Raw genomic sequence first — 23,629 nt, 5'->3', positions numbered from 1 at the left:
CAGCCAACGCGGTCCCTCAGAAAGATCACGGGTACCGGTTTGGGGCCGCTACGCAGCCCAACGGGGCGGTGCGACGTTTCGCTGAATCCCCTCGCCACAGGGTCCCTGTGCAGCGCTACTTGGGATAAAGCGGCGGCAGCCCACTTTCACCGACCGGGTCCTGCACCCGTTCCGCCGCCGGAATTGTCCGGATCGCCCGCCACAAATCTTCACCCTGCCAGTGCTGCCCGGTCTCGCTGTACAGCGCGCCATTCAACCCGTCCAACGCATCCGACAGAGGCACAAACCTCGCCGCCATGTCCGCCAGTGTCTCCGGCTGTTGCCGTGCCCACGCATCCAGCGCCTGGCGGGTGGCGTGGGGATCGTTGGCCTGGCTCGCACGCTTGATGTCGTCGAGCAATGTGCGTGGACTCGGGCCGGTCTGGGCGGCGCGGTGGATTGCCGGTTGCCAGCGTGCACGCCACCACAGGCCGAAGCCGAGCAGGGTGGTGCAGGCGAGGATCAGCGTGCTGAGTTTCCACCACCACAGCGTGTCATTGTCGAGCATGGCGGGTTGCAGTGTGCCGGCCGGTGTATCGATTTGCAGGCTGGGGTTGTTCGCCACTTGCAGGGTGCGCGCCGGCAGGCTGCTGTGTTCCAGGTGATCTTCGAAGGTGTTCCACCAGACCACGTCGACGGTTGGCAGGTCGATCGCGCCGCTGCGGCTCGGCACCAGCGCTTCGCGTTCTTCACGGCTGCCGATGATGCCGCGGTCGCTGCTCTGGTTGCTCAGCACCGGTTGATCGGGGTAGCGGCGCAGGCCGTTGACGTCGGTGGCGGGCAGCGCTGGCAGTTGCGAGCTGGCGAGGCCTTCGACTTTCAGGGTCAGGCTGCGGGTCAGGGAATCGCCGACCTGGGTGTGTTCCGGTTCCGGGCTCCAGCTTTCGCTGAGGCTGAGGCTGCGCGCCGGTAGCCACGGGGCATCGACCGGATAGGTCAGCGGTTTCGGTTTGACCGTCAGCGGGATGGATGAGGAACTCACGCGCATCAGTTTGCCGGGTTTCGGCCCCGAGGAATCCGGTGATGGCGCCGTATCGACCAGCGTGGCGCTGAACGTTTGCGGGGCGATGGTCAGCAAGCCGCTGTGTTGCGGGTAGATCGCGTAGCGCATCTCGATCACGCCGTGGCGTACGCCGTTGAGGTCTTTTTCGTAGGTGCGCGTGTCGCCCAGTTGTTCGATCCGCGCGTCGGCGATTTGCAGCGGGCTCAGGCTGCTGTCGTCGTACAGCGACACCGAATGGTAGATGCGCAAGGTCAGGATGGCCTGGGCCTGCACGTACACGCTGGACTGATCGAGGCTGGCCTCGATGAACACCGGATCGAGGCTGCTCTTGTCCTCGACGGTGTCGCTGGCAACCACTTGTACGGTGATCGGCTGGCTCTGCACTTCGCCCAGTTGCAATGGCGGGATCACCACGCTGCCGTTTTCTTTCGGCAGCAGGGTGACGATCCAGCGCGTGGTGGCGCGGTTGTCGCCATTGAGGGTGTTGAGCTGGTTGACCTGCCGTGTGCCGCGTACTTCGAACAACGGCTCCAGCGGCGACAGGTCAGGCTTGCCGAATTGCGTGACGTCGTCAGTTTCGAGGGTGAGTTCGACCGTCTCGCCGGAGTTCAGGCGACTGCGATCCACGCTGGCAGTCAGCTCGGCCGCTTGAGCGGTGGCCGTGCAGATCAGCAGGGGCAGCAAGAGAGCGGTGAAACGGGTCATCGAGTGTTTTCCTGATCCTGATGTTGTTGCTGTTCGTACCAGAATTTGCGTCGCAACAGTTCGCCCGGGTCGTCCGGGATCTTCCCCAGCCATTGCTCCAGTGCCTGCCGCTGTTCGCCTTCGAGGTTGTTTTCGCTCGGGCGCAGGGTCGGCACCGTGTCGGTCTGTTCTTCTTCCACGCTGCCCGCGATTTCGTTGGGGCCTGGCTGCGGCGGGGTGGTCGGTGGCGGTTCACTGGCCGACTCTGCCGGTTGCGCCTGGCTTTGGGTTTCGCTGGTCACCGCCGGGGGAGGCGCGGTGGCGGGCGGTGGCTCATCGCCGGGCAGGCTTTGTTGGTTTGGCTGATTGTCCGGTTCGGCCGGTGGTGGAGCGTTTTTCTGCTTCAGCAGATTTTCGACCAGCGCTTTGTTGGTCTGCGCCGGACGCAAATCCGGTTGCAGCTCCAGGGCCTGTTCATAGGCGTCGATGGCCGCTTCCAGCTCACCGCTTTTCGCCAGTGCGTTGCCACGATTGTAGTGCGCACGGGCATCACTGCCTTCGGCGAAGCGCTGGGCGGCGCCACTGTAGTCGCCGGCCTCGTACAACGCCACCCCTTGCCACTGGTGATCGGCAAAATGTTGCGCGGCTTCGGCCGGACGCTTCTGCTTGAGCAGGTGCAGGCCTCGCTGGTCGGGGCGCAGCCACAGGTCTTCGAAGTCGAACGCGTAGCTGGGCTGCGGCAGGCAGAACAGCAGCGGCAGACAGAACAGCCAGCCACGCCGACCCGCACACGCGGCGAGCAATAACAGTGGCAGCAGCAGCCAGTAACCTTGATCGGCCCAGGTATCCAGACGCACGGTGCGACCATCGTCACGCAGGCTGCGTGGGCCGCTGAGCAGGCCGAGCGCGGCGAGATCGCCTTCGTCCAGTTGCGCCGCTCGGTATTCGCCACCGACGCTGTTGAGGAATGCCGCCAGTCCCGGACTGTCGAGTTGCGGCACGCGGATCGCCCCTTGCTCGTCCTTGAGGAAGCTGCCGTCTTCCTGGGCAATCGGCGCACCTTCGGCGGTGCCGATGCCGAGCATCAGCAACTGCGCCGATTCGCCGTTGAGCGCGCGGCGTATGCCTTGGCGTTCTTCTTCGGTCAGGGCTGAACCCACCAGCAAAATCCGCCCCTGGCCGAGGGCACCCTGTTGCAGCAGCGCCAGCGCTTTACTGACGGCCAGGTCGGCGCGATGCCCACTTTGCGGCATCAATGACGGCTTGAGGGCGTTGAGCAGATTGCGGCTGGTCGCCAGGTCATCGGACAGCGGCACCAGCGTGTGCGCGCTGCCGGCGTAAACCACGATAGCCGTCTGCGCATCGCTGCGTGCCTGCAACAGATCGAACAACTTGCGCCGGGCTTGTTCGAGGCGCGTCGGCGGCGAGTCGGTGGCGAGCATTTCCGCGGTCAACTCCAGCACCACCACCAGCGGATCGGCGGGTTTCTGGCTGGTCTGTTCAACCCGTTCCCAACTCGGCCCGAGCAACGCCAGCAGGGTTAGCAGCCACGCCACGCCGAGGGCGATCCACGGCAGTTTGCTCTCGCGACCATTGCCCCCACTGAGCAACGCTGAATGGAAGGCTGGCGGAAGAATCATCTGCCAGCGTCCGGCGCGTTTCTGCCGGTGCCAGAGTTGCCAGAGCAGCCAGCCGAGCAGCGGCAACAGCAACAGCCACCAGGGACGGAACCAGTGCGGCCAGAGCGCGATCATCGGCGCCTCCGCAAACGCAAGCGTTTAAGGCGTTCGCGCCAGTCAGGCAACGGACTCTGCAGATTCAGCTCCTTGTTGAGCAGGCGTTGCAGCGGGTTGTCCGGCCACAGTTCGCGGGCGACCAGCAACAGGCTCAACCACAGCGCCAGCGCCAGAGGCCAGTGATACAAGGCCTGGGCCGGGCGCGCCTGGGTCGGTTGCTGGGTCACCGGTTCGAGTTGGTCGAGGGTGTCCTTGATCGCTTGCAGTTCCTTGCCGTCATGGGCACGGAAATACTGGCCGCCGGTGACTTCGGCAATGGCCTTCAGCGACGGCTCGTCGAGGTCCAGGCTCGGGTTGACGCCGAGCAGACCGGTCGAGCCGCTGTCTTCAGGGTTGGCGCCGATGCCGATCGGATAGATTTTCACGCCTTCGCTGGCGGCCAGTTTTGCAGCGGTCAGCGGATCGATCTCGCCGCCATTGTTGGCACCGTCGGTGACCAAAATCAGCACGCGGCTTTGTGCTGGCCGAAGGCGCAGGCGTTTGAGGCCCAGGCCAATCGCGTCGCCGATGGCGGTGTTCTTGCCGGCGATGCCAATCCGCGCCTCGTCGAGCCAGACGCGCACGGTATGGCGGTCGAACGTCAGCGGTGCCTGCAGATAGGCCTGGCTGCCGAACAGGATCAAACCGACCCGATCGCCGTCGCGGCTTTCCAGAAAATCGCCGAGCAGATGCTGGACGAGTGACAGGCGGCTGACTTCTTCGTCCTGCCACTGCATGTCGGGGAAGTCCATCGAACCGGATACGTCCACCGCGACCAGCAAATCGCGCCCGCTGGCGGCAATCGGCAGCGGCTCGCCGAGCCATTGCGGACGGGCGGCGGCCATCAGCAGAACCAGCCACAACAGCACGAACGGCGCCTGCTGACGCCAGCCCGGCAGATGGGCGCGGGCGCGGCGGCGGGCGAGGCCTTCCAGATCGGCGAGGAAACTGACTTTCAGCGCCGGCTCGCCACTGTCGGCCACAGGCAGCACCAGGCGCATCAGCCACGGCAGTGGCAACAAGGCAAATATCCACGGCCAGGCGAACTCAAACATGTTTGCGAATCCACGTATCGACCGCTTGGGTCAGGCCGGCGATGGCTTTGTCGTCGAGTTTGCATTCCGGTTTGTAGGCGCCTTCGACCAGTACCATCCACCGCGTCAGACCGGCGGCCGGGCAGCGGTTATCGAGAAACGCCAGCCATTTACGCCCGTTGAGTGTGTGGCTCTGGCTGTAGGGATAGTGGTTGCGGCACAGCCGCTTCAGCAGGCCGTTGAGTTGCTGCAGCCAGGCGCCGGCCGGCGCGCCATCATAGGGCTTGGGCATTTGCGCCAGTTCGGCAAGCGCCGCGATTCGCACCGGGTCGAGCGGCTGTTCAGCGCGCGCGACCGGGCGTTTTTTCACCGGAAGAAAACCGCGCAAACGCCACACCGCGAAACCGAGCAGCGGCAGCAACAGAAGCAGCAGCCACCAGCCCGGCGCCGGTGGCCAGAAGGCTATCGGTGGCGGCGAGATCAGCGGTTGCAGTTGATCGAGGCCGCTCATCGACCTTTCCCCGGACGCTGCGGATTAAGAAACTCGCGCATCTGCTCGACCATTTCGCTCTGCGTGCTCAGCGGCATCAACAACACCCGCAGCTTCTGCGCGAGCAATTCCCAACGAGCGATGCGTGCTTCGGCCTGGGCGCGATAGCTCTGGCGCAGATCGAAGTTCAGCGTGTCGAGTTCCAATTGCGCGCCGCGTTCGGCGAATCGCAGCAGGCCGGCGGCAGGCAGGGCATGGTCGAGCGGATCAGAGAGCGGCAGCATCAGCAGGTCACAATGGCGCGACAGCAGGCCCAATTGCTGTTCAACGCCATCGGACAGGGCGCGCTCATCGCAGATCACCACCACCAGACTGCCCGGGCGCAACACCTCCCGGGCACGGCGCAGGGCCACGCCCAAGGCGTCGCGGTCCGGCTCACGTTCGCTGTGCAGTGATTGATTGACCTTGACCAGGCGATTGAGCAACTGCAAAAGGCTTTGCTTGCTGCGTCGTGGTTTGATTTCGTAATGCTCGTTATCGCCGAACACCAATCCGCCGACGCGGTCGTTGTGGCCCAGCGCGGCCCAGCCAATCAGGGCGGCGACTTGTGCCGCCAGCACCGATTTGAACATCAGCCCCGAGCCGAAAAACAGCCGCGTGCTTTGCTCGACCATGATGAAAATCGGCCGCTCGCGCTCTTCATGGAACAGTTTGGTGTGCGGTTCCTGGGTACGGGCGGTGACGCGCCAGTCGATGGTGCGCACGTCGTCGCCGGCCTGATACACCCGCACTTGGTCGAAATCGACGCCCCGACCGCGGAATTTCGAGTGATGCAGGCCGATCAACGGGCTGCGCTGGCTCGGCGTGGAGAACAACTGCACCTCGCGGACACGGTGGCGCATCTCGATCAGCTCGGCGAGGCTGATGCGGATACCGGGTTCGGTGGGCAGGGCGGCGTTCATGGGGGTCAAGCGACGGCGACGACGTCGAGAATCCGCTGCACCACGCGATCCTGATCGATGCCGGCGGCTTCCGCTTCGAACGACAAGATGATGCGATGGCGCAATACATCGAACAGCACCGCTTGAATGTCTTCCGGGCTGACAAAGTCACGCCCGGCCAGCCAGGCGTGGGCACGGGCGCAGCGATCAAGGGCAATCGAACCCCGCGGGCTGGCGCCGTAGGCGATCCACTCGGCCATTTCCGGGTCGAACTTGGCCGGGTTGCGCGTGGCCATGACCAGTTGCACCAGGTATTCCTCCACGGCGTCGGCCATGTACAAACCAAGAATCTCCTTGCGTGCGGCGAAAATCGCCTGCTGGCTGACCCGGCGTTCGGGCTTGGTCTCGCCATTCAGTGCTTCGCCACGGGCCTGCTGGAGGATGCGGCGTTCGACGGCGGCGTCGGGGAAACCGATCTTCACGTGCATCAGGAAACGGTCGAGCTGCGCTTCCGGCAGCGGATAGGTGCCTTCCTGCTCGATCGGGTTTTGCGTGGCCATCACCAGAAACAGCGGCGACAGCTCATACGTGCTGCGGCCGACACTGACCTGACGCTCGGCCATCGCTTCGAGCAGCGCCGATTGCACCTTGGCCGGCGCACGGTTGATTTCGTCCGCCAGCACAAGATTGTGGAAAATCGGCCCTTGCTGGAACACGAAACTGCCGGTTTCCGGGCGATAGATCTCGGTGCCGGTAATATCGGCGGGCAGCAGATCCGGGGTGAACTGAATGCGATGGAATTGGGCTTCGATGCCCTCGGCGAGTTCTTTGATCGCTTTGGTCTTGGCCAGACCGGGAGCGCCTTCGACCAGCATGTGGCCGTCGGCGAGCAGGGCAATGAGCAAACGCTCGATAAGTTTTTCCTGGCCGAGAATCTGCGTTGAAAGAAAGGTTCGCAGCGCCAGCAGCGCTTCACGATGTTCCATCGGTGACTGTTCCTGGAAAGGGGTGGCCCGAGGCGTTCGGATAACGCCGGGGCTGGGGGCGTTACTTTAATCCATCGCGGGGGGTGGCGACTAACGGCATTTTGCGCAAAGTGCAAAAGATCGCGGCTTCGGGCAGCTTCTGGATTGGAGGGCTATCCCCTGTGGGAGCTGCCGAAGGCTCGGGCCGCGATCGGACAATCTTTTGATCTTCTGGCAGCAGAAAATTTCGCGGGCGGCAGTTCTGGCCCTATCGCGAGCAGGCCCGCCCAGCCACCCTCAAAGTTCGCTGATAAAGGTCCCGGTGCCATCCAGAATATTCTTCAAAGTCTCGACAACCTCATCCATGTCAACCATATCCGGGTTAAAGCTGATCTCCAGCACATCATCGCCATTCAGCGCATCGGCATCCGCCGCCGCAATCTCGATCTTCAGCAGATTCGAACTCAGGGTGACTTTAACGCCATCAAGCGTCGACGGCTCGCCATCCAGAGTGATCTCCAGCTCATCTTCATCCGGATAGCGGCTCATCAAGAACATCTCGCCCTGGTTGCTGTGGCAGCAGAGCATGGCCATGTTGTCTTCTTCGTCGTCGCACGGGTTGACGATCAGTAGGGCGGTGGTCATTTGCATGGGAAATTCCTGTCTCGACGGACGTGTGGGGCGCAATTGGCCGCGATTCTGCCAGTCCGCGGGAATTTCTGCATGTGAGAGTGTCAGAGGATGTGTCGTGAGCTCGACGCGCATCAAGGGTCGTACCTGGCACGGATGTCCCGTAAAAACGGGCATTCACGCCGTCGTTTTCCGCCATGCCTGCTAGTGTTTATCGGTGCCCGGGCTTCGGTTTACGTGCCAATGACCGAATATGTCGCAGCACCGCAAGCAGACACATTGTCGCACCCTTTAAGCTGCGCAACGGATGAGCACCCGTAAAGGCATTGTTGCAGGTCCGCACAGTCGCTTTTGCAGATGCTCATTCAATGGAAGGTGAATGTGACCTGAGTGTCCCGTCCAGCTTCACCCACCTGTCACCCTGTTTCCTCTGCCCGAGAATCAGGAACAGGGCGACACAAGCCCCGCAAGGGGTGTTGCACGCGACGCTTTCCATCAATAACAAGCTTAAGCGGAGTACCACAGATGGCGTTCTTCACCGCAGCCAGCAAAGCCGACTTCCAGCACCAACTGCAAGCGGCACTGGCGCAGCACATCAGTGAACAGGCACTGCCACAAGTGGCGCTGTTCGCTGAACAATTCTTCGGCATCATTTCCCTGGACGAGCTGACCCAACGTCGCCTCTCCGACCTCGCTGGCTGTACTCTCTCTGCGTGGCGCCTGCTTGAGCGCTTCGATCACGCGCAACCGCAAGTGCGCGTCTACAACCCTGATTACGAACGCCACGGCTGGCAGTCGACCCACACCGCGGTCGAAGTCCTGCACCACGACCTGCCATTTCTGGTCGACTCGGTCCGCACCGAGCTGAACCGTCGCGGCTACAGCATTCACACCCTGCAGACCACCGTGCTAAGCGTACGCCGTGGCAGCAAGGGCGAGCTGCTGGAAATCCTGCCAAAAGGCAGCACCGGCGAAGGCGTGCTGCACGAATCGCTGATGTATCTGGAAATCGACCGCTGCGCCAACGCGGCCGAACTGAATGTGTTGAGCAAGGAACTGGAACAGGTTCTCGGTGAAGTCCGCGTCGCGGTCGCCGATTTCGAGCCGATGAAAGCCAAGGTCCAGGACATCCTCACCCGGCTCGACAACAGCGCCTTTGCCGTCGATGCCGACGAGAAGAACGAAGTCAAAAGTTTCCTGGAATGGCTGGTGGGCAACCACTTCACCTTCCTCGGCTACGAAGAGTTCGTGGTCACCGATCAGGCCGACGGCGGCCACATCGAGTACGACCAGAGCTCCTTCCTCGGCCTGACCAAATTGCTGCGCACCGGCCTGACCTACGAAGACCTGCGCATCGAAGATTACGCCGTGGCCTACCTGCGCGAGCCGACCCTGTTGTCGTTCGCCAAGGCCGCGCACCCGAGCCGTGTGCACCGTCCGGCTTATCCGGACTACGTGTCGATCCGTGAAATCGACGCCGACGGCAAAGTCATCAAGGAACACCGTTTCATGGGCCTGTACACCTCTTCGGTGTATGGCGAGAGCGTGCGGGTCATCCCGTTCATCCGCCGCAAGGTCGAAGAGATCGAGCGCCGCTCCGGCTTCCAGTCCAAGGCTCACCTGGGCAAGGAACTGGCACAGGTCCTCGAAGTGCTGCCGCGTGACGACCTGTTCCAGACCCCGGTCGACGAGCTGTTCACTACCGTGATGTCGATCGTGCAGATCCAGGAACGCAACAAGATTCGCGTGTTCCTGCGCAAAGACCCGTACGGGCGTTTCTGCTACTGCCTGGCCTACGTGCCGCGCGACATCTATTCCACCGAAGTTCGCCAGAAAATCCAGCAAGTGCTGATGGAGCGCCTGAAGGCCTCCGATTGCGAATTCTGGACGTTCTTCTCCGAGTCGGTACTGGCCCGCGTGCAGTTGATCCTGCGTGTCGATCCGAAAAACCGTCTCGACATCGATCCGCTGCTGCTGGAAAAGGAAGTGGTCCAGGCCTGCCGCAGCTGGCAGGACGACTACGCCGCACTGACCATCGAAAGCTTCGGCGAAGCCCACGGCACCAACGTGCTGGCCGACTTCCCGAAAGGCTTCCCGGCCGGTTACCGCGAGCGTTTCGCGGCGCATTCGGCCGTGGTCGACATGCAGCACCTGCTGAGCCTCAACGAAAAAAATCCGTTGGTGATGAGCTTCTATCAGCCGCTGGGTCAGGTTTCCGGCCAGCGCGAGCTGCATTGCAAGCTGTATCACGCCGACACGCCGCTGGCGCTGTCCGACGTCCTACCGATTCTGGAAAACCTCGGCCTGCGCGTGCTGGGTGAATTCCCGTACCGCCTGCGTCACACCAATGGCCGCGAGTTCTGGATCCACGATTTCGCCTTCACTGCCGCTGAAGGCCTGGACCTCGACATCCAGCAACTCAACGACACCCTGCAGGACGCCTTCGTCCACATCGTCCGTGGCGATGCCGAGAACGATGCGTTCAACCGTCTGGTGCTGACCGCCGGCCTGCCATGGCGCGACGTTGCGCTGCTGCGTGCCTACGCCCGTTACCTGAAGCAGATTCGTCTGGGCTTCGACTTGGGTTATATCGCCAGCACCCTGAACAACCACACCGACATCGCTCGCGAACTGACCCGGTTGTTCAAGACCCGTTTCTATCTGGCGCGCAAGCTCGGCAGCGATGATCTGGAAGACAAGCAACTGCGTCTGGAACAAGCGATTCTGACCGCACTGGACGATGTCCAGGTGCTCAACGAAGACCGCATCCTGCGTCGTTACCTCGACCTGATCAAAGCCACCCTGCGCACCAACTTCTATCAGACTGACGCTAACGGCCAGAACAAGTCGTACTTCAGCTTCAAGTTCAACCCGCATGCAATCCCTGAGCTGCCGAAGCCAGTGCCGAAGTTTGAAATCTTCGTCTATTCGCCACGCGTCGAAGGCGTGCACCTGCGCTTTGGCAACGTTGCCCGTGGTGGCCTGCGCTGGTCCGACCGTGAAGAAGACTTCCGTACCGAAGTCCTCGGTCTGGTAAAAGCCCAGCAAGTGAAGAACTCGGTCATCGTGCCGGTAGGCGCGAAGGGCGGCTTCCTGCCGCGTCGCCTGCCACTGGGCGGCAGCCGTGACGAGATCGCGGCCGAGGGCATCGCCTGCTACCGCATCTTCATCTCGGGTCTGTTGGACATCACCGACAACCTGAAGGACGGCGCGCTGGTGCCGCCAGTCAATGTCGTGCGTCACGACGATGATGACCCGTACTTGGTGGTCGCGGCGGACAAGGGCACTGCAACCTTCTCCGACATCGCCAACGGCATCGCCATCGACTACGGCTTCTGGCTGGGTGACGCGTTTGCGTCTGGTGGTTCGGCCGGTTACGACCACAAGAAAATGGGCATCACCGCCAAGGGCGCGTGGGTCGGCGTACAGCGCCACTTCCGCGAGCGCGGCATCAATGTTCAGGAAGACAGCATCACCGTGGTGGGCGTCGGCGACATGGCCGGTGACGTGTTCGGTAACGGCCTGTTGATGTCCGACAAGCTGCAACTGGTGGCTGCGTTCAACCACATGCACATCTTCATCGATCCGAACCCGAACCCGGCGACCAGCTTCGTCGAGCGTCAGCGTCTGTTCGACCTGCCGCGTTCGGCCTGGACCGATTACGACACCAGCATCATGTCCGAAGGTGGCGGTATCTTCTCGCGCAGCGCGAAGAGCATCGCGATCTCGCCGCAGATGAAAGAACGCTTCGACATCCAGGCCGACAAGCTGACCCCGACCGAACTGCTCAATGCCTTGCTCAAGGCACCGGTGGATCTGTTGTGGAACGGCGGCATCGGCACCTACGTCAAGGCCAGCACCGAAAGCCATGCCGACGTGGGCGACAAGGCCAACGATGCACTGCGCGTCAACGGCAACGAACTGCGCTGCAAAGTCGTGGGCGAGGGCGGTAACCTCGGCATGACCCAACTGGGCCGTGTTGAATTCGGTCTGAATGGCGGCGGTTCCAACACCGACTTCATCGACAACGCCGGTGGCGTGGACTGCTCCGACCACGAAGTGAACATCAAGATCCTGCTGAACGAAGTGGTTCAGGCCGGGGACATGACCGACAAGCAACGCAACCAGTTGCTGGCGAGCATGACCGACGAAGTCGGTGGTCTGGTGCTGGGCAACAACTACAAGCAGACTCAGGCCCTGTCCCTGGCGGCGCGCCGTGCCTACGCACGCATCGCTGAGTACAAGCGTCTGATGAGCGATCTGGAAGGCCGCGGCAAGCTGGACCGTGCCATCGAGTTCTTGCCGACCGAAGAGCAACTGACCGAGCGCGTCGCTGAGGGCCACGGCCTGACCCGTCCTGAGCTGTCGGTGCTGATTTCCTACAGCAAGATCGACCTCAAGGAGCAGCTGTTGGGCTCGCGGGTGCCGGACGACGATTACCTGACCCGCGACATGGAAACGGCGTTCCCGCCGACCCTGGTCAGCAAGTTCTCCGAAGCCATGCGTCGCCACCGTCTGAAGCGCGAGATCGTCAGCACCCAGATTGCCAACGATCTGGTCAACCACATGGGCATCACCTTCGTTCAGCGACTCAAAGAGTCGACCGGCATGAGCCCGGCGAATGTGGCGGGTGCCTATGTAATTGTTCGGGATATCTTCCACCTCCCGCACTGGTTCCGCCAAATAGAAGCGCTGGATTATCAGGTTTCCGCTGATGTGCAGCTGGAGCTGATGGACGAGCTGATGCGTCTGGGTCGCCGTGCCACGCGCTGGTTCTTGCGTGCCCGCCGCAACGAGCAGAACGCTGCCCGTGACGTCGCGCACTTCGGTCCGCACCTGAAAGAACTGGGTCTGAAGCTCGACGAATTGCTCAGCGGCGAAATCCGCGAAAACTGGCAGGCGCGCTATCAGGCTTACGTCGCAGCCGGTGTGCCGGAACTGCTGGCGCGTATGGTCGCGGGTACCTCGCACCTGTACACGCTGCTGCCGATCATCGAAGCCGCAGACGTCACCGGGCAGAACCCGGCCGAAGTGGCCAAGGCCTACTTCGCCGTGGGCAGTGCACTGGACATCACCTGGTACCTGCAACAGATCAGCGCGTTGCCGGTTGAAAACAACTGGCAAGCCTTGGCCCGTGAAGCGTTCCGCGATGACGTCGACTGGCAACAGCGCGCCATCACCATCTCCGTCCTGCAACAGGGCGACGGCACCCAGGACGTGGAAGCACGCCTGGCGCTATGGATGGCCCAGCACGACAGCATGATCTCGCGCTGGCGCGCCATGCTGGTAGAAATCCGTGCGGCGAGCGGCACGGACTACGCCATGTATGCGGTGGCCAACCGTGAGCTGCTGGATCTGGCACTGAGCGGGCAAGCGGTTGTGCCTGCGGTGACTGCGACTGCCGAGCTTGAATTGGCATAAGTAGTGGCTGAATGAAAAAGCCCCGGTATCGCGAGATGCCGGGGCTTTTTTATGCCTGAAGGATTTGTATTGCCTGTTCTGGCCTCATCGCGAGCAGGCTCACTCCTACAGTTGGAATGCGTCGCCCCCCTGTAGGAGTGAGCCTGCTCGCGATGGGGCCCTTTGTTTCAATACATCGTCGCGCTTAGCTATAAGGTTGTGTCGAAGTTGGGTAATCGACATTGCGTTCGAGAATATCCAAAGTGAACGTCACGGATTCCCCTGGTGCATCGCCATAAAGATAAATGTTCGGATCCGTCCGCAGTTTGCGTTTAATGAAGGCGTCGTTTCGTGCTTTCAGTCGAATATCGGCGCGGTTGCCTGTGAATTGGTCGAGCGTGACGTAGCGCCCGCTACTATCAACAAGGTTGTACGAAGTGGTGTCGCCTCCGGCTGGAAAATAGGCGCCGAGAAGGCCGTCACGGCCCTTGCTGATGAAGTAACCAAAATGCTGGGCGCTGCGTATTTGAATGTTGTAATAGTCGCCGTAGCAGCGGAAGTAAGCCACGATACCCTGCGCATCGTCATTGCCGCCATCATAGGGGACCATGCTTTCTGCTATTTCCGAATAGGCGTGAGCGGTTGTGAGAATATGGTCCGAATGCTTCGGAAACTGGATGGGATGCTGATCGACAAAAATAGCCGGGGCATTGCCGGCGCTTATTCGAGCGATAAAGGATTTCTCTGTATTTGTGCTCATGAACTTCTCTTTGTATAAAAATCGAATTCGAATTTAGTTAAACTGAACGAGCGTTGGCTCGCGTTCAAACAGTAATTGGCGATGCTTGTGGTGTCCAAGAGAAGTGCGTGAGTGAATGTGTATGTGTTAAAGATTTTTCGTGTGGTTTTGTCGATGCTTAATGATTTGCCATTTATAACTCTGCTGAAAGTGCTTGCTGATTGGCTTGAATAAAAAAGGCGTAAACGGCAGGTTTACGCCTTTTTATTTATCGCCGGGAGCAACAGCCATCAATGTTCCAACGGGATCAACACTTGCTCCTCTGGCGCCAATACCATGAACACCAGCAACTTGGCAGGCTTGCTCTGGCTGGCATTTTTCGACACTAAATGTTCGGAGCCGGCGGGTTCGTACCAGAACTGACCCTTTTTGTAAGTGATCGCCTGTTCACCCTTGACCTGAGAAATCACCTCACCTTCGAGCACATAGGCCATGGCGGTGCCTTCGTGTTTGTGAGCAATCGAGGATTGGCCGGGTTGGTAGTCGACTTCGATCATCATGGCTTTTTTGCCGGGGGCGTTTTTCAGCAGTTGTTCTTGCAGGACGGTGATTTTTTCGGAGGGGTCGTGGGCCAGGGCGGCGGTCGAAAGGCTAAAGGCGAGGGCGGCGGCGAGCAGGGGCAGGGCTTTCATGGCGGGTTACCTGTGAGGTTGGGTGTTGCTGATCACAGTAGTCCGCGGGGTGGGGCATTCAAACGGCCAATGTTCGCGAAGATGGGGGGGCCAATTGGCGGTGTCAGAGGGATTTGCGGCGCGGCGCAAGACGCCTTCGCGAGCAAGCTCGCTCCCACAGGGTTCGAGGTTGCTCAGCTATCTTGGGAGCAACGAATAACCTTGTGGGAGCGAGCTTGCTCGCGAAGGGGCCGGTTCAGACGATCGGGAAACTGTTGAAGTCCACGCTATTGGCCAGCCGGCTATCAATCAAATCGATAAACCCCTGCGCCTCGGGCCGGTTGAAATGCGCTTGCATCGCCGCTTCGGACTGCCAGCGGGCGCTGACCATCCAGCGGTGGCTATCCTCGGGGCAGCGGTCGACCAGGTAAGAGTCGCAGCCTGGGGTTTCGCGCAGGGTGTCGACGATTTTCTGCAGTTGCTTGCCCAGTTCGTCCGAACGGCCGGCGGCGGCCTGCACCTGGACGGTGTTGATCACTTCGTTGGACATTGCTCACACTCCTGAATCAGGCCGGACGAATCCTGCTCATTGAGGGATAACGCCTGTGCAGAATAGGCCCGCGCGGGTGAATCACCAATAACCAATCGGCAGTTAAAGCCTTATACCAACGGCTCATGACAGCTGTTCGAGGATGTCACGCAGGCGGTCCAGGGCGATGTCGATATCCAGCGTCTCGATGGCGCCAAAGCCGAAGTACAACGCGCTTTGCACCGGTTGCTGGTAATAGAAACTGTCGATGGCGTACAGCCCGACCTCGACCTTTTTTGCCAGCTCGATCACCAGCGCCAAGTCGATCGGCTTCTTGCACAGCGCCGCCATGTGGAATCCGGCGCTGGGCGGCACCGCTTCGAGCCAAGGCGAGAGGTCGCTGGCCATACGCGCGAGAATCCGCTCGCGACGTTGGGCGTAAATCGTGTGGCAGCGGCGGATATGCTTGAGCAGGCAGCCCTCGGCGATGAATTTGGCCAGCGCCCATTGCGGCAGAGTGGACGCATGCAGGTCGGTGAGCTGTTTGGCGCGGACCACCGCTTCGAGGATCGCCGGCGGCAGGATCGCATAACCCAAACGCAGCTCGGGCAGCAGGGTTTTCGAAAAGGTGCCGACGTAGGCAACGATGCCGCGCGGGTCCAGGCTGTACAGCGAATCCGTCGGGCGACCTTCGTAGCGAAATTCGCTGTCGTAATCGTCCTCAATGACGATCGCGCCCAGCTCAAAGGCGCGGGCCAGTAAGGCCTCGCGCCGCGCCGGACTCATCGGCATGCCCAGTGGGAACTGATGCGACGGCGTGACGTAGATCAGCCGCGTGTCATCGGGAATCATCTCGACCTGAATGCCTTCGGCGTCCACCGGGATGCCGACCACTTCGGCACCGTGGCTGGCGAACAACAAACGTGCCGGCGGGTAGCCGGGGTCTTCGATCGCCACCCGGCTGCCGGGGCTGATCAGTACGCGGGCGAGCGAGTCCAGCGCCTGTTGCGCGCCGTTGCACACCACGATGTCTTCGTCCTGGCAGTTCACCCCACGGGAATAGGCGATGTGCCGGGCAATCGCGTTGCGCAGTGCCGGCAAACCTTCGGGCACGCTGTAGAAGCCTTTGGACGTCGCCATCTGGCGCATCGCATGGGCAACACAGCGCCGCCAGTCATCGTGGGGGAATTGGCCCTTGCTGGTGGCGCCGCCAATGAAGTCGTAGCGCAGCGAACCTTCAAGGGTTGGATGACGGAGAAATACCGGCAGGTTGCGCCAGCGTTCGACCAGTTCGGCGCTGGCCAGCTCGCTGTGGCTTTGTTTGCGCTGAACCTGCGCCGGGCGGGCGTTGACGTAAGTGCCTTTGCCGACCACGCCGGTGAGGAAGTTCTCGTAAGTCAGTTGCGCGTAGGTGTCGGAAATGGTCTTGCGTGAAATGCCTAGCTGCTCGGCGAGCAAACGGCTGGGCGGCAGTTGCGTCCCCGCCGCCAGACGCCCGGATTCGATGGCGCCGCGCAGCTGTTGGTACAACTGACCGGCGAGGTCCTTGCGGCCGTTGATCACGACGTGAAGTTCCATACCGGCGCGGCTCCTGGGTCGATTGAAGTGTCGGGCAGATTAGCGCTGTTGTGCATTGAGCAGAAGTTGCGTGGAGTAAAAACCGCAAATTGGCGCAAAACCCCTGTAGGAGTGAGCCTGCTCGCGATAGCGGTGGATCAGCCACATCAATGTTGAATGACACACCGCTATCGCGAGCAGGCTCACTCCTACATGGAAATTCGGTGAATCCGTTTTCGGCGGTGTGTCCATAATTCGCGAAATTGGGGCTGTAACACGGTCACGACGGCGCTTACCGTGGACTCATCATTCTTGCCCCCGAGACCCGCCCATGTCCCCGCGTCTGGATTATTACAGCGCTTCGCCCAAGGCAATGAAAGCGATGCTTGCCATGGAGGCGCTGACCGCCAGCCTGAGTATCGAACAACCGCTGCTGCAACTGATCCGCATCCGTGCGTCACAGCTCAACGGCTGTGCGTTCTGCGCTGACATGCACTCGGTGGATGCACGCCGGGCCGGGGAGAGTGAACGGCGTTTGTATGCGCTAGCGGTGTGGCACGACAGCAACTTTTTCAACCCTCGCGAGCGTGCCGCGCTGGCCTGGGCCGAGGCGGTGACACTGTTATCGCAGAGCCGCGTGCCCGATGACGTCTATCAGCAGGCGCGCGAGCAATTCAACGAAGGCGAGTTGGTCGACCTGACCGTTGCGGTCAGCGCCATCAACAGCTGGAACCGCCTGGCGGTGAGTTTTCGCCAGACCCCGAGTGACTGATCAGTGCGAAAGCCTGTGGCGAGGGAGCTTGCTCCCGCTGGGGTGCGCAGCGCCCCTACATCTGCCGTGCCGGTTTGAATTGACATACCGCATGCTGAGGTTTTGCGACTGCTGCGCAGCCGAGCGGGAGCAAGCTCCCTCGCCACAAGGTGTGTCCTTCAGTTCGGTGGGCGTTGCGGTTTGACCGATGTGCCAAACGTGTTGCCCATCCGCGTACTCGTCGCCGCCGGAGTCGCCAGGCCGACCTGATTGGGCGGGCGCTTGTACACCGGCATACTCAGCGCTTCCTGGTTCTTCTGCGCCGCCGCCGCGCCGTCGGGGTTGTTGCCCATCTGCTGGCTCAGGCAATCGTAATTCGGCGCCTTGTAGCCGCCGACTGTCACCTCGACACAACCCAATGGCTGCTCGGCCCAGGCACTCGACAGCGCCGCCAGCAACAGCCCGCCCAGGGTGATTTTCCACAGTGTTTTCATGCTCGCCTCCTGGCCGGCCCGAAAGGGCCGCGCTATGGCTTGAGTCTAGTGCAATCCCTTGGCAAATCCCGTGATGGTTTTTTTGCACCAGCCGTCACACCAGATTCATAAACAGCCCTCAGGATGACGCTTTTCAGGGGTACGTCAGCCGTGCAGCGAGGCAGTTCGAGGGACAATCTTCAGCGTTCAGCGACGCACGTTTGTCTGGGGCTGCTGCTTGGCTTGCTCGCCGGCGAAGCGGGCGCTGAGCCGTCGCCGGCAGACCTGCGCATGACCTTGCACATCCCGGCGCAGGACCTGGCGCCGGCACTGGACCAATACAGCCGCGCCACCGGCGTTGCGGTGCTGGTCGACAGCCAGTTGAGTCGCGGGCGGCGTTCGTTGTCGGTGGATGGCGAGTACACCGCCGCCGAGGCCTTGCGCCGTTTGCTCGGCGGCAGTGGGCTGATGGCGCGCTATGCCCGCGCCGACGCGTTCACCTTGCAAGTGGCCGAGGTCGAAGACGTGCCGGTGTCCGCCGACAAGCCATCGCCGGCCAGTGCTGCGTTAAACCGTAGCTACGCCACGGCGGTGCAAGCGGCGATCGAGCGCAACCTGTGTCGCTCGCCGCTGACCCGCCCGGGCAGCTATCGCGCGGTGTTGCAGGTGTGGGTCGGGCGCGACGGTGTGGTGCAGCACAATCGGCTGGTCACTTCGACCGGTGATGTACGGCGCGACAACGCGCTGGTGGAAAGTTTTCGCACGCTCACAATCGACCGGCCGACGCCCAGCGCCTTGCGCCAGCCGGTCACGTTGCTGTTGTTACCGGAATCGGCAGGGAAACGCATGGAATGCACCAGATGGGAAGGAGTTTCCGGGGGATGAAAGATGCCGGACAAAGTTCGATGGGCCAGCTGTTCCTCAGCTCCTACGAGGATTTTCGCGTGCGCCTGCGCCGCCGTCTCGGTTCCGAGGACCTGGCCAACGACGTGCTGCACGAAACCTGGCTACGGGTCGATCGCATGGAGACCCCGCCGAACCTGCTCAAGCCCAACGCCTACCTGTATCGCATGGCCCTGAACATCGCCGCCGACCGCCGTCAGGCCGACGCGCGCCTGCTCACCGGCACTGAAGTCGAGGAACTGCTGCAACTGGGCGACGAAGCCCTCGACCCCGCGCGGGTGGTCGGCGGGCAAAAAGAGATGCAAGCCTTGCTCAGCGCCTTGTACGAACTGCCTGCACGGCGTCGGCGGATCTTTATTGCCGCGCGGCTCGAGGAGGCGCCGCACCTGGAAATCTCCCAGCGATTCGGCATCTCAACGCGCATGGTCGAGAAGGAAATCAAAGCCGCGCTGGGCTTCTGCGCCGCCAGACTGGAAAGAAAAGTGTTTCAGCGGTTCGGTCGCGGGGCCGGAAAACCGTCTAGCGAATAGTGACCCGATTAATCCGTTGAGAATTAGCGCGTTTGAACATCTTCCAACTGAAACCTGCCGAGCCATCGGTCAGCGAGCATCTACAAAGCGAAGCCCGCGACTGGCTGATCCTCCTGACCTCAGGACGCGCCACCGTGGCCGATGCCCGCGCTTTGCGCCAGTGGTGCGAGCAGAGCGGCGAACATGCCCGGGCGTTCGAGCAGGCGAAGGTTTTGTGGCACCATCTGCAACCGGCGGCGCAACGCTTGCAGGCCCCGCGCGGGTTTGGTCGCCGTGCCTTTCTGGGCGGGGCAGTTGCCGCCTCGGCGGCATTCCTGCTGGTGCGCGCCACCATCCCCGGTGGCTTCGAAGGGCTGGGCGCCGACTACATCACCGAAGTCGGTCAACAACGCCGCTTCGAACCGGCGCCGGGCGTGCAACTGGCGCTGAACACCCAGACCCGCATCAATCAGCGCGCGGTCGATAACGGCGTGCAGGGCTTTGAATTGATCAGTGGCGAAGTCGAAGTGCAGACCGCACGGTCGCCCTTGGCGATGCAGGCGGGAGGAGGGTGGTTGCGCGCCAGTCAGGCACGTTTCAACCTGCGCAACACCGATCAACAAGTCTGCGTGACCTGCCTCGACGGCGCGGTTGAAGTCGACGTTGAAGGCCGCAGCCTGCGCCTGGAACCGGGCCAGCAAGTCACCTACGACGCCCGGCAGGTGGGCAGCGTGCAAACCGTCGACACCGCCGCCGTGATGAACTGGCGCCAACGAGTGCTGGTGTTCAACGGCGCGACCCTCAGCCAGATGATCGACGAAATCAACCGCTACCGCCCCGGCATGTTGCTGCTGCTCAACCGCGACCTCGGCCAACGTCGCGTCCAGGCCCGCTTCAGCCTCGATCAACTGGCCGGCGTTGCATTGCTAATCCGCGATGCCTACGGCGTCAAATGCACCGAACTGCCCGGCGGCGTGGTCGTTCTCAGCTAGCACTATTTTGGGGGATGGACCGAGTACATATCCATTGCTGCGGTAACGGCTGCTTAGGGTTTCGCCCTTACGGCGACTCACTTTTTTTACAAACGCCTAAAAAAAGTAAGCAAAAAAACGCTTGCTCCTACGTCCGGCCCACTCGCTAAAGCTCGGGGTTCCTTCGCTCCGGGATCGATCCGGGCGCAGCGGCTCCGGTTTGCTTCGCTGCACCTCCTTCCGCTGTATTTGGCTGCGCCAAACAGTCGCTGCGCTCCCACGCCCGGATCAATCCCGGAACGAAGCCTCCCGACGTCGCCCGTGAACCAAGATCAAGAGCTTTCGGCGAGCTGACACTCGGCCATTGAGTGGGGCGGCTTCGCCGCATGCTGTGCTCGCGAATCGAAATTGTAGGAGCTGGCCGGCCAACAATAGCAGCCTGCCAGCCAACCGTTCCCCAACTGACTGCCCTCAATCCAATTGTAGGAGTGAGCCTGCTCGCGATTACGGTCTGTCAGCAGACCAATATCTACTGGCTGAACTCAGTCTTTGTGGGAGCTGGCTTGCCAGCGATGGCGGCCTACCAGCCAATCACCCTCCGACTGACCAAACCCAATCCAACCTGTGGGAGCGGGCTTGCTCGCGAATGGGGTCTATCTCTGCCAACTTCCTAAACTGACCCACCGCAATCGCGAGCAGGCTCACTCCTACAAAAAGCTGCGCTGACCCCAGCTATTGCAACGGCCCCATCACCTGCCGATACCGCTCAACCCCCTGCGCCGTCTGCCGACTCAACCGAATCTCCAACCCCAACGGATCCTCCCGCCGATTCCCACTTAACTGCCGCCACCCCTTATCCACCTCCCAAACCCGAACCTGCACATCACTTACCTCATTCAACACAGCAACCCCATTCCCAGGCGCCGGCAACGTATACCGACCCCGCGCCTCAGCCACCGCCCGATACAACGTGTCACCCTTGACCCACCAGCGAACCCGCTGCAACGCCCCCGGCTGATCCGCCGCACTGCGAATAATATCCAGCCGAAACCCCTTGCTATCACTACTGCGCACAGTAATCGCAGCCGGCGCCGTCACCGGCTCATCATCCACCCCAACCTTCTTCGGCTCACTCAACTCCACCCCCGCACGCATATCCACATCCCGCTGCAACTGATTCAATACCCGCAACAAACTGTCACTCTGCTCACTGCTCGCCTGCAAATGACTGTCCGCCCGCGTCACACTGTCCAGCCCGCGCCAGGCAATCAAACTCACCACCGCCATCAGCAGAATCGCGACCATCACCTCGATCAGGGTAAAACCGTCCTGGCCCCTCATTGCAGACTGATCCGACCGCTGCCATCACGCAGCACACTCAACCGATTCAACCCATCCGACAACGTCAATTGCAGCGGCGGATTAATCCACTCAGCGTTCAGCACCACTTTCTGCTTCGGCTCCACTCGCACCTCCACCTTCGGACTCTGCCAGGCACGCGGCCGCAACTGCGCATCCCCAGCAAAATGATCAAACCCCTTGCCACTGTCACTACGCCGACTAAACCGAAACCCCTTGGCATCACTCACCCACACAATCGGCCGGCCATCCGCGTGGGCCTCCGCTTGCGCAACTTGCAGCAACTGCGCCACCCGCTCGGCATCCTTGCGCAGCAACTGCAACGGATCAGGCTTGATACTCAAACTGATCGCCGCACTGGCAATCCCAATGATCACCAGCACCACCATCAACTCGATCAACGTAAAACCCAATTGCCTGTTCATCGCTCGCATGCTCCTTTGCATCACACGCCATCGTGCACGGCCAACATGTAAGGCATGTGAAATAAAACGGAGAGAATTACCGCGTTGGCTGGCAGCAGGGACAACAAGGAGTGACAACCCATGAAGCTCACCGCACGGATTACCCCAGCGCAAACGGCCCAGGCACTGGCACTGCTCGCCGCCCTGGTCGTTGCTGCTGCTAGTAGTGGAGGGTAATGCGATGGTGAGGGAGTAGGGAGACGCTCCGGTTGGTGATGGATCCGTTGCCGGAAGAGCCAGGGTTGCCGTGCCGACACGATCCTGACGGGCCCGGAGTGGTGAGGACCGTTCGTCGCTAAAGCACGGGTACCTGTCAGGTTTGACAGGTGTGCATTTGCGTCATTCAGGGTTGAATCACTCCGCCACACTTATTTCACTATCGGAGTTTTCACCATGTCGACGTCCCAATCCAATGCAATCGCACCCTCTATCGTTACCGTCGAAACAGCCAGCGGTATACAAATTCCAAATGGTGCTGAAATCAACGAGACGAGGGTTACTATTACCGGTATAGCGGAAAAAGAGCAGGAAGTTGAAGTGTTTGATGGTTCGGTAGCCAAGGGTCGAGTCTTGGTCGATTCAAGGGGTACCTGGACCTTTACCTTGACAGGTTTGAACCTGGGTCCGCACTCCATTTCGGCCAAGGCGTTATACGGTTCGGGAGTCGTGTCGCCGGCATGGCTGTTCACTGTGGTTCCAAAAGCATAAAAATTGGCTCCCGGCTTGATCCTCTAAATATGAGGGTCAGGCTCAGGAGCTTTAAGGGCGGCTCAGCAAGGTATCGAGTGTGCCCAACGGTAGCGCCTCCTGGCTACGGTCAAACACTTGCGCGTCAACCTTGAGCCACCGCCTATTCTCCGCCAAGGCAACAACCTGTCCACAGCGCTACAACCGCATAACTCGCCATATGGATTCCGCAAACAGGGCGATCGAACGCTCATCGCTGCGCTCAACCCGGCCCCGGCGATGATCACCCGCAGCACCATCAACTCGATCAACAAAAGACCCTGCTGCCTGCTCATCACCCGCGCACTCCTTGGCGTCCCACCCCATCGTGCAAGGCGAACATGTAAGGCATGTGAAATAAAACGGAGAGAATTACCGCGTAGGCTGGCAACAGGGACAACAAGGAGCGACAACCCATGAAATTCACCGCACGGATTACCCCGGCGCAAACGGTCCAGGCACTGGCACTGCTCGCCGCACTGGTTGGCGTCGCGACGTGGTCGTCGCTGCTGCTGACTTCGGCGCAATCCCACACGCCAGCGGCCGCCCCGCAAATGCTCGCGGCGCGGAGTGATAGTCCGGCGTTGCAGTGGTTTTCCAATGAGACCGCGCCGGTGGATATCAAGGTGAGTGGGGTGATGGCGGGGGGGAGTGGGGCGGTGGCGATATTGAGCTTGAACGATGGGCCGCCGAGGAGTTTTTTGGTGGGGGAGAAGGTTGGAGTTGGGGTGAGGTTGGTGGGGGTTGAGCGGGATGGGGTGGTGATTGAGCGGGGTGGGGAGAGGGTGAGGTTGGGGGTGGAGAGGTTGGCGGAGGGGGTGGTGTTGCCTAGGTTGGTGAGGCCTTGAATTGAAAGATCGAGTCAGCCATTTTGCTGCTGCCCCTTTTGGCCTGCCCGTTCAAGCGGCTCGGCGAGAGAGTAAGGTGAATAAACAAAGCATTTGATTGCTTTCGGCAAGAGCAATCATGTCACGACATACCGCTATCCTACAGAAAAGCAATCTAATTATTGAGGG

At 61.2% G+C, this 23,629-nt stretch carries 21 protein-coding genes; 7 read left to right on the top strand and 14 right to left on the bottom strand.

The features are described from left to right. Positions 1 to 115 precede the first annotated feature (115 nt). The 7 genes from HU739_RS05630 to HU739_RS05600 form a co-directional block, all read right to left on the bottom strand. Entirely contained in the window at positions 116 to 1,747 is a 1,632-nt protein-coding gene (locus HU739_RS05630) for a BatD family protein (protein WP_186551675.1), read from the bottom strand. Beyond that, a complete protein-coding gene (locus HU739_RS05625) occupies positions 1,744 to 3,480 on the bottom strand; it encodes a tetratricopeptide repeat protein (RefSeq protein WP_186551676.1) in 1,737 nt (578 codons plus the stop codon). The genes HU739_RS05630 and HU739_RS05625 overlap by 4 nt, the downstream gene beginning before the upstream one ends. Continuing rightward, on the bottom strand, positions 3,477 to 4,556 hold the full coding sequence (locus tag HU739_RS05620; protein ID WP_186551677.1) for a vWA domain-containing protein: 1,080 nt from the start codon (positions 4,554 to 4,556) through the stop codon (positions 3,477 to 3,479). Before HU739_RS05620 ends, HU739_RS05625 begins: the two co-directional genes overlap by 4 nt. Then, positions 4,549 to 5,046, bottom strand: coding sequence for a DUF4381 domain-containing protein (locus HU739_RS05615; RefSeq protein ID WP_186551678.1), 498 nt, complete (start codon positions 5,044 to 5,046; stop codon positions 4,549 to 4,551). The genes HU739_RS05620 and HU739_RS05615 overlap by 8 nt, the downstream gene beginning before the upstream one ends. Beyond that, positions 5,043 to 5,987 carry a DUF58 domain-containing protein gene (locus HU739_RS05610; protein ID WP_186551679.1) on the bottom strand — a complete coding sequence of 315 codons (945 nt, stop codon included), beginning with the start codon at positions 5,985 to 5,987 and terminating at the stop codon, positions 5,043 to 5,045. Before HU739_RS05610 ends, HU739_RS05615 begins: the two co-directional genes overlap by 4 nt. A gap of 5 nt (positions 5,988 to 5,992) precedes the next feature. Further along, positions 5,993 to 6,952: an AAA family ATPase gene (locus HU739_RS05605; RefSeq protein WP_007913915.1), complete on the bottom strand. Its 960-nt coding sequence runs from the start codon at positions 6,950 to 6,952 to the stop codon at positions 5,993 to 5,995. A gap of 276 nt (positions 6,953 to 7,228) precedes the next feature. Further along, the gene (locus HU739_RS05600) at positions 7,229 to 7,582 is read right to left on the bottom strand and encodes a hypothetical protein (RefSeq protein WP_186551680.1); all 354 of its coding nucleotides are present in this window, start codon (positions 7,580 to 7,582) and stop codon (positions 7,229 to 7,231) included. A 504-nt stretch (positions 7,583 to 8,086) separates the two neighbouring features. Between HU739_RS05600 and HU739_RS05595 the strand changes: the two genes are divergently transcribed. Next, a complete protein-coding gene (locus HU739_RS05595; protein ID WP_186551681.1) occupies positions 8,087 to 12,982 on the top strand; it encodes an NAD-glutamate dehydrogenase in 4,896 nt (1,631 codons plus the stop codon). A gap of 184 nt (positions 12,983 to 13,166) precedes the next feature. Here the strand turns inward: HU739_RS05595 and HU739_RS05590 are convergent, their stop codons facing one another. The 4 genes from HU739_RS05590 to pdxR all read right to left on the bottom strand — a co-directional run bounded on the left by HU739_RS05590 (position 13,167) and on the right by pdxR (position 16,478). After that, the gene (locus tag HU739_RS05590; protein WP_186551682.1) at positions 13,167 to 13,721 is read right to left on the bottom strand and encodes a hypothetical protein; all 555 of its coding nucleotides are present in this window, start codon (positions 13,719 to 13,721) and stop codon (positions 13,167 to 13,169) included. A gap of 269 nt (positions 13,722 to 13,990) precedes the next feature. After that, positions 13,991 to 14,392, bottom strand: coding sequence for a cupin domain-containing protein (locus HU739_RS05585; protein WP_186551683.1), 402 nt, complete (start codon positions 14,390 to 14,392; stop codon positions 13,991 to 13,993). A 235-nt stretch (positions 14,393 to 14,627) separates the two neighbouring features. Continuing rightward, positions 14,628 to 14,921: a putative quinol monooxygenase gene (locus HU739_RS05580; RefSeq protein ID WP_186551684.1), complete on the bottom strand. Its 294-nt coding sequence runs from the start codon at positions 14,919 to 14,921 to the stop codon at positions 14,628 to 14,630. A gap of 123 nt (positions 14,922 to 15,044) precedes the next feature. Beyond that, positions 15,045 to 16,478, bottom strand: coding sequence for a MocR-like pyridoxine biosynthesis transcription factor PdxR (pdxR, locus tag HU739_RS05575; RefSeq protein ID WP_186551685.1), 1,434 nt, complete (start codon positions 16,476 to 16,478; stop codon positions 15,045 to 15,047). A 310-nt stretch (positions 16,479 to 16,788) separates the two neighbouring features. Between pdxR and HU739_RS05570 the strand changes: the two genes are divergently transcribed. Then, positions 16,789 to 17,229 (top strand): carboxymuconolactone decarboxylase family protein, encoded by a 441-nt coding sequence (locus HU739_RS05570; protein WP_186551686.1) that lies wholly within the window; start codon positions 16,789 to 16,791, stop codon positions 17,227 to 17,229. Between the two features lie 158 nt (positions 17,230 to 17,387). Here the strand turns inward: HU739_RS05570 and HU739_RS05565 are convergent, their stop codons facing one another. Continuing rightward, positions 17,388 to 17,702, bottom strand: coding sequence for a hypothetical protein (locus HU739_RS05565; protein ID WP_186551687.1), 315 nt, complete (start codon positions 17,700 to 17,702; stop codon positions 17,388 to 17,390). 123 nt (positions 17,703 to 17,825) lie between these two features. Between HU739_RS05565 and HU739_RS05560 the strand changes: the two genes are divergently transcribed. From HU739_RS05560 to HU739_RS05550, 3 genes are read left to right on the top strand one after another with little or no spacing between them, the layout of a single operon-like run. Next, positions 17,826 to 18,566: a secretin and TonB N-terminal domain-containing protein gene (locus HU739_RS05560; protein WP_186551688.1), complete on the top strand. Its 741-nt coding sequence runs from the start codon at positions 17,826 to 17,828 to the stop codon at positions 18,564 to 18,566. Beyond that, positions 18,563 to 19,114: an RNA polymerase sigma factor gene (locus HU739_RS05555; RefSeq protein WP_186551689.1), complete on the top strand. Its 552-nt coding sequence runs from the start codon at positions 18,563 to 18,565 to the stop codon at positions 19,112 to 19,114. Before HU739_RS05560 ends, HU739_RS05555 begins: the two co-directional genes overlap by 4 nt. A gap of 32 nt (positions 19,115 to 19,146) precedes the next feature. Then, positions 19,147 to 20,085, top strand: coding sequence for a FecR family protein (locus HU739_RS05550; RefSeq protein WP_186551690.1), 939 nt, complete (start codon positions 19,147 to 19,149; stop codon positions 20,083 to 20,085). A 711-nt stretch (positions 20,086 to 20,796) separates the two neighbouring features. On the opposite strand, the gene HU739_RS05545 is transcribed toward HU739_RS05550, so the two are convergent. Beyond that, complete coding sequence (locus HU739_RS05545; protein WP_186551691.1) at positions 20,797 to 21,405, bottom strand: prepilin-type N-terminal cleavage/methylation domain-containing protein; 609 nt, start codon at positions 21,403 to 21,405, stop codon at positions 20,797 to 20,799. Further along, a complete protein-coding gene (locus HU739_RS05540; protein WP_186551692.1) occupies positions 21,402 to 21,848 on the bottom strand; it encodes a GspH/FimT family pseudopilin in 447 nt (148 codons plus the stop codon). Before HU739_RS05540 ends, HU739_RS05545 begins: the two co-directional genes overlap by 4 nt. 432 nt (positions 21,849 to 22,280) lie before the next feature. On the opposite strand from HU739_RS05540, the gene HU739_RS05535 reads away from it, so the two are divergent. Both HU739_RS05535 and HU739_RS05530 read left to right on the top strand, forming a co-directional pair. After that, positions 22,281 to 22,595 (top strand): hypothetical protein, encoded by a 315-nt coding sequence (locus HU739_RS05535; protein WP_186551693.1) that lies wholly within the window; start codon positions 22,281 to 22,283, stop codon positions 22,593 to 22,595. 434 nt (positions 22,596 to 23,029) lie between these two features. After that, complete coding sequence (locus HU739_RS05530; RefSeq protein ID WP_186551694.1) at positions 23,030 to 23,461, top strand: type II secretion system protein N; 432 nt, start codon at positions 23,030 to 23,032, stop codon at positions 23,459 to 23,461. Positions 23,462 to 23,629 lie beyond the last annotated feature (168 nt).

The organism is Pseudomonas hamedanensis, from assembly GCF_014268595.2.
Lineage (GTDB): Bacteria > Pseudomonadota > Gammaproteobacteria > Pseudomonadales > Pseudomonadaceae > Aquipseudomonas > Aquipseudomonas hamedanensis.
This window is presented reverse-complemented; position numbering and strand designations above follow the sequence as displayed.